Genomic DNA, 13,900 nt, shown 5'->3' with positions numbered 1-13,900 from the left:
ATCAGGCGGCTATGCCTGGATTGCCCTGCATGCCTTCCACTTTGGGGGTGTTGAGCTTGCGCGTGGTGATGGTTTTGTGGCTCTTGAAATAGGTCTCCATCACGTCCCAGATCGGCTCGCCCTTGGCACCTTCGGCCACCGGCGCCCAGCCGGCCACCTTGTAGGTCTTGCCCGCTTCGATGGTCTTGCCCTTGAGCATCATGTTGCTGATGCGCTTGCCCGAGCCGGCCTTGGGGTCGCAGGTGTAGGCCAGACCGCCCACGCGCACCATGTCGCCGCCCTGCTGGTAGTAGGGGTCGGGGTTGAACAGGTTGTCGCAGACGTCTTCCAGCACGGTCTTGATGGTCTCGCCGCTCATTTCGGTGAGCGTGCTGGTCGGGTAGGTGATCGCCACCTGGTCCATCATGAGTTCGCGCGTGATCGCCTGGCCCGGCAGGATGGTGGTACCCCAGCGGAAGCCGGGCGAGAACGCCATGTCGGCGCCCTTGACTTCCATCAGCGCGTCGACGATGAGCTGGTCCCACGAGCCGTTGAAGTTGCCGCGGCGGTACAGCAGGCCTTCGGACACGGCGAGCTTCTCGTCCAGCTTGGCCTTGTAGGGCGCGCGCACCTTGTCGATGTAGGTCTGCATTTCGGTATCGGCCGGCAGCAGGTTGGCGAACACGGGCAGCAACTTGTAGCGGAAGTCCTGCACCTTGCCACCGCGCACGTCGAAGTCGAGCACGCCGAGGAACTTGCTGTTGGAGCCGGCGTTGGTCACCAGGGTCTGGCCCTTGGCGTTTTTCACCACGATGGGCGCGGGCATGCCATCGTGCGTGTGGCCGCCGAGAATGGCGTCGATGCCGGTCACGCGCGAGGCCATCTTGATGTCCACGTCCATGCCGTTGTGCGAGATCACGACCACCGCCTGCGCGCCCTTGGAGCGCGCCTCGTCCACCATCTTCTGCATGTTCTCGTCCTGGATACCGAAGGTCCAGTTCGACACCATGTAACCGGGGTTGGCGATGGGCGTGTAGGGGAAAGCCTGACCGATCACGGCCACCGGCACGCCGTTCATTTCCTTGATGACGTAGGGTTTGAAAACCGGGTCACCGAAGTCGTTGGTCTTGACGTTCTGCGCCAGGAAGTCGAGCTTGCCGGCAAAGTCCTTCTCGACGATCTCCTGCACGCGCTTTTCGCCCAACGTGAATTCCCAGTGCGGGCACATGGCGTTCACGCCCAGCAGCTTGCAGGCGTCGACCATGTCCTGGCCATTGGTCCAGAGCGCGGTGGCACTGCCCTGCCAGGTGTCGCCACCGTCGAGCAGCATGGCGTAGGGGCGGCTGGCACGCATCTGCTTGATCAGCGTGGCCAGGTGCGCGAAACCGCCGACCTTGCCGTAGGTCTTGGCTGCGCTTTCGAAATTCAGGTAGGTGAAGGCATGGGCCTCGGGGGTCCCGGGGCGGATCTTGAAGTGCTTGAGCAGGCTCTCGCCCACGATGTGCGGTGGGCGGCCCACGGCTTCGGCCACGCCCAGGTTCACATTGGGCTCGCGGAAGTAGATCGGCATCAGCTGCGCATGGCAGTCGGTGAAGTGCAGGAAGCTGACGTTGCCGAACTTGGGCAGGTCGTACATCGCCTGGCCCGCGCCGGGCTTGCCGGCCAGCACATCCTTGTGGTCCAGAGCCATGCCGCCCGCGCTGGCCACGGCGAGCACCTGCATGAATTCACGACGACTGAAGCTCATAAACATTCCTTAACAATTGATTGCTGATATTTGCGCCAAATTTTTTTGCCGACATCCTGCTCCCGGTTCATCACCGGGAGCAGGCCGCACCACAGGTCAGGCGTCCTGTGGGCGTGGTTTTCTCTACTTGTTGACGGGCGATGCAGGGTCCAGCAACAGCGCCATCACGTCCTTGATGTTGTTTTCGCTCAGGATGCCCTTGTGGCCAGCGCGCGGCATTTGCGAGCAGGCGTTGTAGGCACGCGCGTTCCACAGCTTGCCCCAGGTGTATTCCACGATCGCCTTGGCCGCCGGGCTGTTGGGGTCGGTCACGCCCCGGGTCTTGCCGTAGTTGTACAGGCTTGGTCCCAGGTTGCCAAAGGAAATCTCTTCCTTGCTGATCTGGTGGCAGTTGTAGCAGTTGCCACCGTTGACGGTCTTGGCATCATCGGACCAGGTCAGACCGCGTCCGCTCTGTGCAATTTTCTCGCCCGCCTTCCAGTCGCCCAGGAACTTGCCGTCGCTGGGCATCTTGACGGTCTTGAGTTCGGCGGCTTCGATGGCCTTGGTGGTTTTCTCGTCCAGGGGCTTGCCGGCCACGTCGGCCGCGCTGCACAGGCGGTTGGCTTCGTCCTGCTTGAGGTTGTCAAGGCTCACGATGCCTTTGGGCTGAAACGACGAGGCCACCACGGCGGCGGCGGCCTTGTCGTAGTCGTTGCCAGCGGGCGAAGCCGAGCAAGCGGCCAGCACCACGGCAACCAGGGGCAGAACGGCGTAGGTCATGGTTTTTTTCATGTCGTGGTCTCCTGTTCAGCGCTTGATGGCCGGCACGATGGACTCGGCGCCTTTGGAATTGACGCCCATGTAGACGCCCAGAGCGATGGTGGCATCGCTGCCAAACTTGGGCTCGGGAAAGCGCTGCTGACGGTAGCAGTCGTTCAGACGGTGTTGCATGGACCACATCTGGGAATTGGACACGCGGTAGGCCGGCCAGGCCGCAAAGCCGATGCCGTCGCCGGGGTTCTTGGTCAGGTTGGGAAGGTCTTGCAGACGGATGCGTCCACCGTCGACACCATGGCAGGATGAGCACGCAAAATCGTGCGGGCCACCACGCTGGAAGAACAGGCGCTTGCCCACTTCATACATGGTCTTTTCCTGATCGGTGGCCTGAGGCAGGTTGAAGCGCATGCCTTTGGAAGCCGTGGCCACATAGGTGGTGATGGCAACCAGGTTGGCCTTCTCGCCCTTGCCGAACGGCGTCTTGGCGATGTCTTCGCCCTTGAAGCCCTGCAGGGTCTCCATGCAGGTGATGAGGCGGGTTTCCAGATCCTGAACCCGACCGGTGTCCTTGAAATAGCGGGGCAACTCGACGAAGGCACCCTTGATGACCCCCGGACCCTTGCCCAGGTCACACTGTTCCAGCGAGGCGTTTTTTGGACCACGCTTCTGCTTCCAGAGCTCTTCGCCCTTCATTTCGAACAGTTCGGCCGGATTGCCATCCTGCAGCATCTCACGGTACTTGGCGATGCCATCGAGCGCGGCATTGCCCTGGGCAGACGCTGCACCAGCACCCAGGGTCAGTGCGACGGCCACAACAGCGCTGCGGTAAACCACGGCTTGTTTCATCTGGGGGTCTCCTTCTTTTGCAGTGAAAAATCAAAAAACGGCCAGCACCTTGCGTGGCTGGCCGTCTCTTGCCCGCGCCCTGTCAGGCGATGGCAGCTTCGTCGGTGCGGGAGTCGCCCTTGCTGTCGGTCCACTTCACCACGACTTTGTCACCCTTGGCGCCGCCCTTGAACTTGAAGGACAGGAAGGGGTTCTGCGACACCGAGCCACTGAACATGGCCTTGAGCACGGTCTTGCCGGCGCTGGTGGCTTCCACATCCTTGATGAAGTGGGCGGGGATGAGGGCGCCGGCCGCGTCTTTGCGGGTACCGGGTTCCATGGGGTGGGACATGAGCACGCGAACGGTGGTTTCGTCGCCAGCGAGGGCGGCACGGATGCGCATCGGATCAGCCATGATGGACTCCTATCAATTCAAAAAATATGGTTTGCGGGGTTGTGTGGTGTGAGCTCGGGGCGATCAGCCGCCGCAGCCACCCAGCGTCACTTTGGTTTCTTTGGAAGCCGAGAACAGCTTGCCATCGGCCTTGACCACGGCCACCACGTTGGTGCTCTGGCCCATCTTCAGACGGGTCTGCACATCGGCAGCGGTGCCGGCGGGGATCATGAAAGCGCACGACAGCGGGGTCGGGTTCTTCTCGACGATGAGGTACATCTCGGTCGTGTTGGGCAGCTTGCTGGTGGCGCCGACGGGCACGACAGCGCCGTTCTCAGCGATGTCGGGCGACACCACGGAAACCTGATCGCTGGCGGCAGCGGTACCACCGATGGCCTTGAGGGCATCTTCCAGCGTCTTGACCTGGAAGCTGGCGTGGTCCACGGCGGCCTGGGCCTGGCTCTGGGTCACGAGGCCCAGGGCGATCAGGGAGGCGAACGCGCCGGTGGACTTGATGGCTGTGCGACGGGAACTGTTCATGGGGAACTCCTGAAAAAAAGTGGGGGTGAGTTTACTTATCGGGGGCACCGGCCAGCACCCAGGCGGCGAGCAGCTTGAGCTCGTCGTCTTTGAGTGCCGGTTGGGGTGGCATGGGCACAGGACCGTACAGGCCGGAACCGCCAGACTTGATGCGCGCTGCCACTGTGGCTTCGGCGTTGGCCTGACCCTTGTGCTTGGCGGCCACATCCTTGTAGGCGGGGCCCACCAGTTTCTTGTCCGCAGCATGGCAGGCCAGGCAAGCGCTCTTGGACGCGAGTGCCTTGGCGGCGGCGGCGTCCATGGCATGAGCACCTGCGGTGATCAGCAGGGCCGCAGCGGCGAGGACAACCTGTTTGAAATCCATCTTCATAGCTTAGGGTCTCCTTGGTAAAAAACGTATGGGGTTAACGATTAAATGCGCATATTTGGAGGAACGAGCGGAGCAGTCACCTCCGCGGCGAACGCAGGTGGGTTGATTTCGGTTTATTTCGCGCCCTCCACAATCCACTTGGCAAGGGTCTTGGCATCGGCCGCCGAGAGCTGGTCCTGGGCCGGCATGGGCACGGCCCCCCAGACACCCGAACCACCCGACTTGATCTTGCCTTCCAGGTAGGTCTCGGCGTCGGCCTTGCCCTTGTATTTGGCAGAGATTTCGTTGAAGCCCGGGCCGACGATCTTGCTCTTCAAGCCGTGGCAGGCCGTGCAGGCATTGGTGTTCAGCATGCCTTTGGCATCCGCGCCGCCTGAGGCCGTGCGGGCGGCCACCACCACCGGTGCCGCGGCCGACGAACCCACCAGACCCTTGGGCGCTGGCTTGGTGGTGTCGGTACCACGCACCGGGCCGATCACGCGGTTCTGCTCCTGGATGTTGCCGTGGGCGTCGCGGGCAAAGTCCGGCAGGAAAGAATGCACTTTGGGATCGACCGAGCAGTCCTTCATGCAGGCCACATTCTTCACATCGCCCTTGCCATTCGCTTTCCACAGCGGCTCGTAGAACACCATGCCATTGCGGTTGGGCATCCGCTTTTGCACCTCGGCGATGTTCTTGTCGGTCAGGGTGAAGTCCGCCGGAACGATCTCGGCCAGGCTCAGCAGGTAGGCCGTCACGCCATAGACCTCGTTGGTGGTGAGCGTCTTGGGCGCGTTCCAGGGCATGGCGCGGTTGATGTAGTCCCAGATCGTGGAGACCGTGGCCACCTTCATGATGGTGGTCTTCTGGGGCGAAATGCTTTTGCCCTCTTCCAGGCCCTTCACGCGGCCGTTCTTGATGTCGTCCTTGGTGGTGCCGCCGATGATGGGCGTGAACACTTCGTTGGACTCGCCGAAGCTGCCATGGCAAGACGCACACTTCACTTCCCAGACCGCTTCGCCCTGCGAGACGCTGCCCGCACCAGCCGGCAGGCCTTTGAAGTCCGGGCGCACATCGATGTCCCAGGCCTTCACCTCGGCGGCGGTGGCGTCACGGCCCATGTTGTGCCACGGCGCGGTCTGCGCAAAAGCAGTACCCAGCGAGAGCGCAGCCGCCAGAACAACGGCATTCGTCGAAAGTTTAAAAATGGATTTCATCAGTACACCTGCACGTTGGAGACTTCACCGTTTTCAGACACCAGCCAGCTCTGGATGGCGTTCTGGTGATAGACAGACTTGGTGCCGCGCACGGCACGCAGCTGGTTGATCTTGGGCTGCACATAACCGGTGCTGTCGACGGCACGGGCTTGCAGGATGGCGGGCTTGCCGTCCCAGACCCAGTCGATGTTGAAACGGGTCAGCGCCTTGGGCAGCACCGGGCCTTCGATGCGCGCGGTGCGCCAGTTGCGGCCACCATCCACGCTCACGTCCACGCGCTTGATCGCACCGCGGCCCGACCAGGCCAGGCCGGTCACGTTGTAGTAGCCCTTGTCCAGCAGGGTCTGGCCGGCCGAGGGTGTGGTGATGACCGACTTGCACTCCTGGATGCCGGTGTACTGGCGGTGCGTGCCATCGGGCATGTGATCGATGTAGTGCACCGCCTCGTCCTTGGTGGCGTACCGCTGATCGCCCACTTCGATGCGGCGCAGGTACTTGACCCAGCTCACACCCTGCACACCCGGCACCACCAGGCGCAGCGGGTAACCATTCTCCGGGCGCAGCATCTCGCCGTTCATGGCCCAGGCGACGATGCAGTCGTCCATGGCGCGTTCGATGTCGATGGTGCGGGTCATGGAAGAACCGTCGGCACCTTCGGCCAGCACGAACTTGGCGGCCTTCTTGTCGTAACCACACATTTCCAGCAGCGTGGACAGCAGCACGCCGGTGAATTCGGAGCAGCTGACCATGCCGTGCGTGTACTGCACGGTGGGCACGGCCACGTTGCCCCATTCGGTGGCGGTGTTGGCACCGCACTCGATGAAGTGGATGCGCGATACGCTGGGCAGGCGCATCAGGTCGTCCATGGTGAAGACGCGCTGGCGTTTCACGAGGCCGTTGATCATCAGGCGGTGTTTGGAGGGATCGATATCCCACCAGCCCTGGTGGTGGCGTTCGAAGTGCAGGCCGCTGGGCGTGATGATGCCGAACAGGCCCTGCAGCGGCGTGAAGCTCACCGAAGCCTGGTCCACGCGGGTCAGACCCGGGCTCTGGCGGCGCTGCAGGTTGGCTTCCCATTTGCTGGGTTTGCCATAGCCGTCGGTCACCACCGACTGGCCCAGCCCTGTGCTGTGCTCGGGCAACTTCAGAATCGCTTCTTCACCGTCAGCTGCCATGGCCCGGGTGGCCGCGCCCGCCGACGCGGCGACGCCGGCGCCCATGGCCAGTGCTTTGCCCATGAAGCTGCGGCGCGCCTTGCGCGCCTGTTCGAGCTTTTCGGGACTCAGAAAATTTTCGGGCGCGGGGATCACGCGTCCAATCACTTCGCTCAGGTCTTTAGACACTTGCTTTTTCCTTCTGGTTGGCGGGGGGATTGCGTTTGGCCCTGGTTTTGACCTTGGGGCTTTGGCGCGGGGTCATGTCTTCAACAAAATGGTTGAAACTCTCACGGGAAACGGATGCGCTGTCGGCTCGACTGGCCACCTGGGTCGACACCGTGCGACACAGCTCGATGTACATGGGGTCAGCCACCTTGTAAAAAATCTGGGTACCCTCGCGGCGGCGCGACAGCATGCCGGCCTGGTACATCAGGCCGAGATGGCGGGACACATTGGCCTGCGCCAGCGCGGTCACCTTGATGATCTCGTTGACGCACTTTTCTTCCTGACACAGCGCGTGCAAGATGCGCAGCCGCGTAGGCTCGCCGAGCACGCTGAAATAGCGCGCCACGGACTCAAAAACCTCGTGCATGTCATCCACCGGTTGGTCTCCAGATTCGTTTGACTTTGATCAATCAACTATATGATTGAATGCCTATATACAGATTAGTGTAAACCCGAATCCTCGCACTTTTCTGACAAATGGCACCCCGCACCGGGTTCCAAAGCGGGCACCCGTGCAAACGCCTCGCCCGCCAAAAAACCCTTACGGGTCACTGACTTATCGGTCCAAATGCAGACCAAATCTGATAGGGTTTTTACGGTTTGGAGGGCCAGATCACGGTGCTAGGATCAATCATCTAAATATGCGGAAGTACTGATGCTTTGCGCGCCAGAACACCCCCTGCTACAGTTTTAGATGGTGTTTTTCCCAACCACTCTTCTGGAGGTGACGATGATCAAAACAATGAAATGGCTGGCTGTGGGTGCGCTGAGTGCAGCGGCTTTGGGGGCGCAGGCCGAAGTGAGTCAGGTGCGCGCGTGGGCCGCGGCCTGTGCCAACTGCCACGGCACCATGGGCAAGGCCGAGACGGGCAATGAGTCGCTGGCCGGCAAGGACAAGGACGAGCTGATCCAGAAGATGATGGACTTCAAGACCGGCCGCAAGCCCGCCACCATCATGCACCAGCTGACCAAGGGCTACTCCGACGAGCAGCTCCAGCAATTGGCCGCCTACTTCGCCAGCCTGAAAAAATAAGGAGCCCCAACATGCAACGTCGTCAATTTGTACAAACGCTGGGCGCCGGTTCGGCGGTGGCCGGTCTGGGCTTGCTGGGTGGCTGTGCTGCCGGGGGCGCCAGTGGCGCGAAGGTCATCGTCGTCGGAGGCGGCTACGGTGGCGCCACCGCCGCCAAATACGTGCGACTGTTCTCCGACTACGGCATCAACGTCACGCTGATCGAGCCGAATCCGGCTTTCGTCTCCTGCCCGATTTCCAACCTGGTGATCCAGGGCAGCAAGACCATCGCCGACATCACCACCCCCTACGACAACCTGGAAAAGCGCCACGGCGTGAAAGTCGTGCGCGACATGGTCGCCAGCATCGACGCTGAGAAGCGCATGGTGAAACTCGCCAGCGGCGGCGAACTGCCGTATGACCGCCTGATCCTCTCGCCCGGTATCGACTTCATGTGGGACACCCTGCCCGGCATGGCCAAGCCCGGTGCGCAAGACAAGGTGCTGCACGCCTGGAAAGCCGGCGCCCAGACCGTGGCGCTGCGCAAACAGCTCGAAGCCATGCCCGACGGTGGCGTGTATGCGCTCTCGATCCCGCTCGCGCCGTACCGCTGCCCGCCCGGCCCCTACGAGCGCGCCTGCATGGTCGCCAACTACTTCAAGAAGGCCAAGCCCAAGAGCAAGGTCGTGATCTTCGACGCCAACGACGACATCCAGTCCAAGAAGGGCCTGTTCATGAAGGCCTGGAAGGACCATTACGACGGCATGATCGAGTACCGCCCCAAGCACAAGGTGGTCGACGTGGACGCGGCCACCAACACGCTGAAATTCGAGTTCAACGACGACTTCAAGGCCGGTGTCGCCAACGTGGTGCCCAGCATGCGCGCTGGCGCCATCGCCGTCACCACCGGCCTGGCCACCGCCAACAACCGCTGGTGCGATGTCGACTTCCTCACCTTCGAATCCAAGGCCAGGAAGAACATCCACGTGCTCGGCGACTCGATCCAGATCGCGCCCGGCATGCCCAAGTCCGGCCACATGGCCAACCAGCACGGCAAGACCTGTGCCGCGGCCGTGGTGGCTCTGCTGGAAGGCAAGGAGCCGCTCTCGCTGCCGATCTACGCCAACACCTGCTACAGCTTCGTGACCGACGAAGACGTGGTGCACGTGGCCAGCGTGCACCGTTACGACGCCGAGAAGAAGACCATGCTCACGGTGCCTGGCTCGGGCGGTGTGTCGGTGGCGGCCAGCGAACTCGAAGGCCGCTATGCCCACGCCTGGGCACGCAACATCTGGGCTGACACCTTGGCTTGACCCCCCGCGCCGCCTGCGGCGTCACCCCCCTGGAAGGGGGGCGCAGCCAGCGACCCGACAAAGCCGGTTCCGCGGCTGCCGCCGGCGGCGTGCCCTCTCCTCTTCATCCTGTCCGGACATGAACGCTCGCCTTTCGCCCCTGAACACCGTCCGCACGACATTCACGTTGGCCGTGGCGCTCCTTTTCTCGATGAGTGCCTTCGCTCAGGCCGACGAGGCCCGTGCCAAGAAGATCGCGGGCGGCTCCTGCTTCCTGTGCCACGGAGCGCAGGGTGAGTCCACCAGCGAGGTGTTTCCGCGTCTGGCCGGACAGCACGCCGAGTACATCGCCAAGCAGCTCACGGCTTTCAAGAGTGGCCAACGCAAGAGCACCGCCATGGTCGAGATGGTGAGCAAGCTCACGCCCGACGAGATGCTGGCGCTGGGCAAGTACTACGAGAAGATGTCGATCCCGCGCGAGGAGCCCAAGGACCCGCAACTCGCCGCCATGGGCCGCTACATCTTTCACAACGGCAACAAGTTCAGCGGCGTGCCAGCCTGTGTGAACTGCCACGGTACCAACGCCGAGGGCGCAGCCAACCTGCCCCGACTGGCGACCCAGTTCTCAGGCTACATCCACACCCAGCTGAAATCGTTCAACAAGCGCGACCGCACGAACGACAACGCGGTGATGCATGTGGTGGCGGAGAAGATGACGGAGCTGGAGATGGCGGCTGTTGCTGAGTACGTCAGCAGCAAGTAGAGGTTCCCCCCTGCGCCGCTGTGCGGCTTCCCCCCAGGAGGACCACGCCCTTGGACTGGCGAAGCCGGATCTTCGGCGTGTGCTGGGCGGGCTTCCCTTCTTTGGCAGACAGATTTACCCTCCCCCCGCGCCGCGCTTTCAGCGCGTCACCCCCCAAGGGGCGATGCGAGTGGCCCGGCGAAGCCGGTTCCACCGCATCCTGGGTTGGGACATTTCGCGCCGGAGGGGCTGTCGCTGCTCCCTCGCGATTGGCTCAGGCCACCTTGGCGGCGAGCTCACCTTTGTCGTAGCGCTTCTGCATCGTCTCCAGGCTGTGCACCTGGGTGATCTTGCTGGCCATGCCGGCGGCACCGAAGGCCTCGTAGCGTGCTGCACAGATCGCCTGCATCGCCTTGGTGGCTTCCTTGTAGAACTTGCGCGGGTCGAAGTTCTTGCGGTCTTCGGCCAGGTGCTTGCGGATCGCGCCGGTGCTGGCCATGCGCAGGTCGGTGTCGATGTTGACCTTGCGCACGCCGTTCCGGATGCCTTCCACGATCTCTTCCACCGGCACGCCGTAGGTGACGCCCATGTCGCCACCGTACTGGTTGATGATGGCCAGCCAGTCTTCCGGCACGCTGGACGAACCGTGCATCACCAGGTGCACGTTGGGAATGCGCTGGTGGATCTCTTTCACGCGGTCGATGCGCAACACCTTGCCGCTGGGCTTGCTGCTGAACTTGTAGGCGCCGTGGCTGGTGCCGATGGCGATGGCCAGCGCGTCCACCTGGGTCTTGCTCACGAAGTCCGCGGCTTCGTCGGGGTCGGTCAGCAGCATGGAGTGGTCCATCTCGCCTTCGGCGCCGTGGCCGTCCTCTTCGCCGGCCTTGCCGGTTTCCAGCGAACCCAGGCAACCGAGTTCACCTTCGACCGACACGCCGCAGGCGTGGGCCAGGTCCACCACCTGCTTGGTGGTATTGACGTTGTACTCGTAGCTCGACGGCGTCTTGCCGTCGGCCAGCAGGCTGCCGTCCATCATCACCGAGCTGAAGCCCGACTGGATGGAGCGGAAACAGATGGCGGGCGCGGCGCCGTGGTCCTGGTGCATGCAGACGGGGATGTGGGGGTACATCTCGATCGCGGCCGAGATCAGATGGCGCAGGAAGGGCTCGCCCGCATACGAGCGCGCACCGGCCGATCCCTGCAGGATCACGGGGCTGTTCACCTTGTCGGCCGCCTGCATGATGGCCTGCACCTGCTCCATGTTGTTGACGTTGAAGGCCGGCAGGCCGTAGTTGTGCTCGGCGGCGTGGTCGAGCAGCTGGCGAAGGGAGATGAGTGCCATGGGGAATTTCCTTGGAAAGATGAGTTGAAGTCGGAAATCAGGGGGTCTCGGCTCTGCGCGCCAACACCTCGAAGGCCGGTAGTGTCTTGCCCTCCAGCACTTCGAGGAAGGCGCCACCACCGGTGGAGATGTAACCCACGTCCTTCTCGATGCCGTACTTGGCGATCGCCGCCAAGGTGTCGCCACCACCGGCGATGCTGAAGGCGCTGCTCTCGGCGATCGCGTGCGCGATGACCTTGGTGCCGTTCTCGAAGGCGGCGAACTCGAACACGCCCACCGGGCCGTTCCAGACGATGGTGCCGGCCTTCTTGAGTTGTTCGGCCAGCAGCTGCGCGGTCTCAGGGCCGATGTCCAGGATCAGGTCGTCGTCGGCCACGTCGGTGGCGGCCTTGACCGTGGCCACTGCGTCGGGGCTGAAGCTCTTGGCGCAGACCACGTCGGTCGGGATCGGCACCGCCGCGCCGCGCGCTTTCATGGCGTCGATCACGGCTTTGGCTTCGCCGATCAGGTCGGGTTCGGCCAGGCTCTTGCCGATCTTCAGACCGGCGGCGAGCATGAAGGTGTTGGCGATGCCGCCGCCAACGATCAGGCCGTCCACGTTTTTCGCCAGCGCCTGCAGGATGGTGAGCTTGGTGCTCACCTTGCTGCCGGCGACGATGGCGATCAGCGGGCGCTTCGGGTTGGCCAGGGCCTTGCCGATGGCGTCCATCTCGGCGGCGAGCAGCGGGCCGGCGCAGGCGATCGGCGCGGTCTCGGCGATGCCGTAGGTGCTGCCTTCGGCGCGGTGTGCGGTGCCGAAGGCGTCGTGCACGAAGATGTCGCACAAGGCACCGAGCTTCTGGGCGAGTTCGGGGCTGTTCTTCTTCTCGCCTTTGTTCAGACGGCAGTTCTCCAGCATCACCACCTCACCGGGCGCCACGGAGAAGTCGCCGTCCACCCAGTTGGCGACGACGCGGATGTTGCGACCCATGAGCTGGCCCATGCGGGCCGCGACAGGAGTCAATGAGTCGGCAGGTTTGAATTCGCCTTCGGTAGGACGGCCCAGGTGCGAGGTCACCATGACGGCGGCACCGGCGTCCAGCGCCATCTGGATCGCGGGGATGCTGGCGCGGATGCGCGTGTCTTCGGTGATGTTGCCCGCGTCGTCCTGCGGCACGTTGAGGTCGGCGCGGATGAAGATACGTTTGCCGCTGGCAAAGCCGCTGGCACACACGTCGCTGAATCGGAGGAATTTCATGGCGATCACCCGGATCAGTTGCGACCAACGTGCTGCACGAAGCGCATCATGTTGCAGGTGTAGCCGTACTCGTTGTCGTACCAGGCCACGACCTTGACGAAGGTGCTGTCCAGCGCGATGCCGGCTTCGGCGTCGAAGATGGAGGGCATGGAGCAGCCGCGGAAGTCGGTGGACACCACCTTGTCGCTGGTGTAGCCCAGCACGCCCTTGAGCGCCCCTTCCGAAGCCGCCTTCATGGCCTTGCAGATGTCTTCGTAGCTGGCTTCCTGGTTCAGCTCGACGGTCAGGTCCACCACCGACACGTCGGAGGTGGGCACGCGGAAGGCCATGCCGGTAAGCTTCTTGTTCAGCTCGGGGAGCACCACGCCCACAGCCTTGGCCGCGCCAGTGGACGAGGGAATGATGTTCTCCAGGATGCCGCGGCCGCCGCGCCAGTCTTTGCTGGAGGGGCCGTCCACGGTCTTCTGCGTCGCGGTGGCGGCGTGCACGGTGGTCATCAGGCCGCGCTTGATGCCGAAGCTGTCGTTCAGCACCTTGGCCACGGGGGCCAGGCAGTTGGTGGTGCAGGACGCCGCGGAGACGATGGCCTCGCCCGCGTACTTGGCGTGGTTCACGCCGTAGACGAACATCGGTGTCGCATCCTTCGAAGGCGCGGACTGCACCACCTTTTTCGCACCGGCATCAATGTGCTTCTGGCAGGTATCGCCGGTCAGGAAGAAGCCAGTGGACTCGACCACGACGTCGGCACCGATCTCATTCCACTTCAGGTTGGCCGGGTCCTTCTCGGCGGTCAGGCGGATTTTCTTGCCGTTGACGACAAGGTGGTTGCCCTCGACAGCCACTGTGCCCTTGAAACGACCGTGTACGCTGTCGTACTGCAGCATGTAGGCCAGGTACTCGGGCTCCAGCAGGTCGTTGATGCCGACGACCACGATGTCCTTGAATTCGGCTTCCTTCGTGACAGCGCGGAACACCATGCGCCCGATGCGCCCGAAGCCGTTGATACCGATCTTGATGGTCATGAGAAATCTACCTTTGAAGTGAGGAATAAAGAAATGGCGTTCAGCGGCGGGCTGTGGAGTG

General features: G+C 62.9%; 15 protein-coding genes. 3 read left to right on the top strand and 12 right to left on the bottom strand.

Annotation, left to right across the window (positions count from 1 at the left end; translation table 11 throughout):
• Position 1 precedes the first annotated feature (1 nt).
• The 9 genes from soxB to F3K02_RS10490 all read right to left on the bottom strand — a co-directional run bounded on the left by soxB (position 2) and on the right by F3K02_RS10490 (position 7,559).
• Positions 2-1,726 (bottom strand): thiosulfohydrolase SoxB, encoded by a 1,725-nt coding sequence (gene soxB / locus F3K02_RS10530; RefSeq protein ID WP_177135565.1) that lies wholly within the window; start codon positions 1,724-1,726, stop codon positions 2-4.
• A 123-nt stretch (positions 1,727-1,849) separates the two neighbouring features.
• A complete protein-coding gene (gene soxX / locus F3K02_RS10525; protein WP_177135564.1) occupies positions 1,850-2,500 on the bottom strand; it encodes a sulfur oxidation c-type cytochrome SoxX in 651 nt (216 codons plus the stop codon).
• Between the two features lie 15 nt (positions 2,501-2,515).
• Positions 2,516-3,331, bottom strand: coding sequence for a sulfur oxidation c-type cytochrome SoxA (soxA, locus tag F3K02_RS10520; RefSeq protein WP_177135563.1), 816 nt, complete (start codon positions 3,329-3,331; stop codon positions 2,516-2,518).
• 82 nt (positions 3,332-3,413) lie between these two features.
• Positions 3,414-3,725 (bottom strand): thiosulfate oxidation carrier complex protein SoxZ, encoded by a 312-nt coding sequence (soxZ, locus tag F3K02_RS10515; protein ID WP_177135562.1) that lies wholly within the window; start codon positions 3,723-3,725, stop codon positions 3,414-3,416.
• Positions 3,726-3,788: 63 nt separating this feature from the next.
• A complete protein-coding gene (gene soxY, locus F3K02_RS10510; protein WP_177135561.1) occupies positions 3,789-4,244 on the bottom strand; it encodes a thiosulfate oxidation carrier protein SoxY in 456 nt (151 codons plus the stop codon).
• Positions 4,245-4,275: 31 nt separating this feature from the next.
• Positions 4,276-4,614 carry a c-type cytochrome gene (locus F3K02_RS10505; RefSeq protein WP_177135560.1) on the bottom strand — a complete coding sequence of 113 codons (339 nt, stop codon included), beginning with the start codon at positions 4,612-4,614 and terminating at the stop codon, positions 4,276-4,278.
• Between the two features lie 113 nt (positions 4,615-4,727).
• Positions 4,728-5,810 carry a c-type cytochrome gene (locus tag F3K02_RS10500; RefSeq protein ID WP_177135559.1) on the bottom strand — a complete coding sequence of 361 codons (1,083 nt, stop codon included), beginning with the start codon at positions 5,808-5,810 and terminating at the stop codon, positions 4,728-4,730.
• A complete protein-coding gene (soxC, locus tag F3K02_RS10495) occupies positions 5,810-7,153 on the bottom strand; it encodes a sulfite dehydrogenase (protein ID WP_177135558.1) in 1,344 nt (447 codons plus the stop codon). Before soxC ends, F3K02_RS10500 begins: the two co-directional genes overlap by 1 nt.
• On the bottom strand, positions 7,146-7,559 hold the full coding sequence (locus F3K02_RS10490) for an ArsR/SmtB family transcription factor (RefSeq protein ID WP_218179440.1): 414 nt from the start codon (positions 7,557-7,559) through the stop codon (positions 7,146-7,148). The genes soxC and F3K02_RS10490 overlap by 8 nt, the downstream gene beginning before the upstream one ends.
• 363 nt (positions 7,560-7,922) lie before the next feature.
• On the opposite strand from F3K02_RS10490, the gene F3K02_RS10485 reads away from it, so the two are divergent.
• From F3K02_RS10485 to F3K02_RS10475, 3 genes are all read left to right on the top strand, one after another.
• Positions 7,923-8,225: a c-type cytochrome gene (locus F3K02_RS10485; RefSeq protein WP_246309366.1), complete on the top strand. Its 303-nt coding sequence runs from the start codon at positions 7,923-7,925 to the stop codon at positions 8,223-8,225.
• Between the two features lie 11 nt (positions 8,226-8,236).
• Positions 8,237-9,517 carry an NAD(P)/FAD-dependent oxidoreductase gene (locus F3K02_RS10480; protein WP_177135556.1) on the top strand — a complete coding sequence of 427 codons (1,281 nt, stop codon included), beginning with the start codon at positions 8,237-8,239 and terminating at the stop codon, positions 9,515-9,517.
• A gap of 118 nt (positions 9,518-9,635) precedes the next feature.
• Positions 9,636-10,259: a c-type cytochrome gene (locus tag F3K02_RS10475; protein WP_246309364.1), complete on the top strand. Its 624-nt coding sequence runs from the start codon at positions 9,636-9,638 to the stop codon at positions 10,257-10,259.
• Positions 10,260-10,512: 253 nt separating this feature from the next.
• Here the strand turns inward: F3K02_RS10475 and fba are convergent, their stop codons facing one another.
• Genes fba through gap form a run of 3 tightly spaced genes read right to left on the bottom strand, consistent with a single transcriptional unit; the run spans position 10,513 to position 13,839 of the window.
• A complete protein-coding gene (fba, locus tag F3K02_RS10470; protein WP_177135555.1) occupies positions 10,513-11,580 on the bottom strand; it encodes a class II fructose-bisphosphate aldolase in 1,068 nt (355 codons plus the stop codon).
• 37 nt (positions 11,581-11,617) lie between these two features.
• Positions 11,618-12,817, bottom strand: coding sequence for a phosphoglycerate kinase (locus F3K02_RS10465; RefSeq protein ID WP_177135554.1), 1,200 nt, complete (start codon positions 12,815-12,817; stop codon positions 11,618-11,620).
• 14 nt (positions 12,818-12,831) lie between these two features.
• Positions 12,832-13,839 carry a type I glyceraldehyde-3-phosphate dehydrogenase gene (gene gap, locus F3K02_RS10460; RefSeq protein ID WP_177135553.1) on the bottom strand — a complete coding sequence of 336 codons (1,008 nt, stop codon included), beginning with the start codon at positions 13,837-13,839 and terminating at the stop codon, positions 12,832-12,834.
• Positions 13,840-13,900: the final 61 nt, after the last annotated feature.

Origin of the sequence: Hydrogenophaga aromaticivorans, from assembly GCF_013387465.1 — a bacterium.
Lineage (GTDB): Bacteria > Pseudomonadota > Gammaproteobacteria > Burkholderiales > Burkholderiaceae_C > Hydrogenophaga > Hydrogenophaga aromaticivorans.
The sequence above is the reverse complement of the archived record's forward strand: the minus strand, read 5'-3'. Positions and strand labels throughout refer to the sequence as shown.

Excerpts from the sequence above, each read along its gene's own strand:
- soxB (WP_177135565.1), bottom strand. The coding sequence starts at position 1,726 with ATGAGCTTCAGTCGTCGTGAATTCATGCAGGTGCTCGCCGTGGCCAGC.
- soxX (WP_177135564.1), bottom strand. The coding sequence starts at position 2,500 with ATGAAAAAAACCATGACCTACGCCGTTCTGCCCCTGGTTGCCGTGGTG.
- soxA (WP_177135563.1), bottom strand. The coding sequence starts at position 3,331 with ATGAAACAAGCCGTGGTTTACCGCAGCGCTGTTGTGGCCGTCGCACTG.
- soxZ (WP_177135562.1), bottom strand. The coding sequence starts at position 3,725 with ATGGCTGATCCGATGCGCATCCGTGCCGCCCTCGCTGGCGACGAAACC.
- soxY (WP_177135561.1), bottom strand. The coding sequence starts at position 4,244 with ATGAACAGTTCCCGTCGCACAGCCATCAAGTCCACCGGCGCGTTCGCC.
- F3K02_RS10505 (WP_177135560.1), bottom strand. The coding sequence starts at position 4,614 with ATGAAGATGGATTTCAAACAGGTTGTCCTCGCCGCTGCGGCCCTGCTG.
- F3K02_RS10500 (WP_177135559.1), bottom strand. The coding sequence starts at position 5,810 with ATGAAATCCATTTTTAAACTTTCGACGAATGCCGTTGTTCTGGCGGCT.
- F3K02_RS10490 (WP_218179440.1), bottom strand. The coding sequence starts at position 7,559 with ATGCACGAGGTTTTTGAGTCCGTGGCGCGCTATTTCAGCGTGCTCGGC.
- F3K02_RS10485 (WP_246309366.1), top strand. The coding sequence starts at position 7,923 with ATGATCAAAACAATGAAATGGCTGGCTGTGGGTGCGCTGAGTGCAGCG.
- F3K02_RS10480 (WP_177135556.1), top strand. The coding sequence starts at position 8,237 with ATGCAACGTCGTCAATTTGTACAAACGCTGGGCGCCGGTTCGGCGGTG.
- F3K02_RS10475 (WP_246309364.1), top strand. The coding sequence starts at position 9,636 with ATGAACGCTCGCCTTTCGCCCCTGAACACCGTCCGCACGACATTCACG.
- fba (WP_177135555.1), bottom strand. The coding sequence starts at position 11,580 with ATGGCACTCATCTCCCTTCGCCAGCTGCTCGACCACGCCGCCGAGCAC.
- F3K02_RS10465 (WP_177135554.1), bottom strand. The coding sequence starts at position 12,817 with ATGAAATTCCTCCGATTCAGCGACGTGTGTGCCAGCGGCTTTGCCAGC.
- gap (WP_177135553.1), bottom strand. The coding sequence starts at position 13,839 with ATGACCATCAAGATCGGTATCAACGGCTTCGGGCGCATCGGGCGCATG.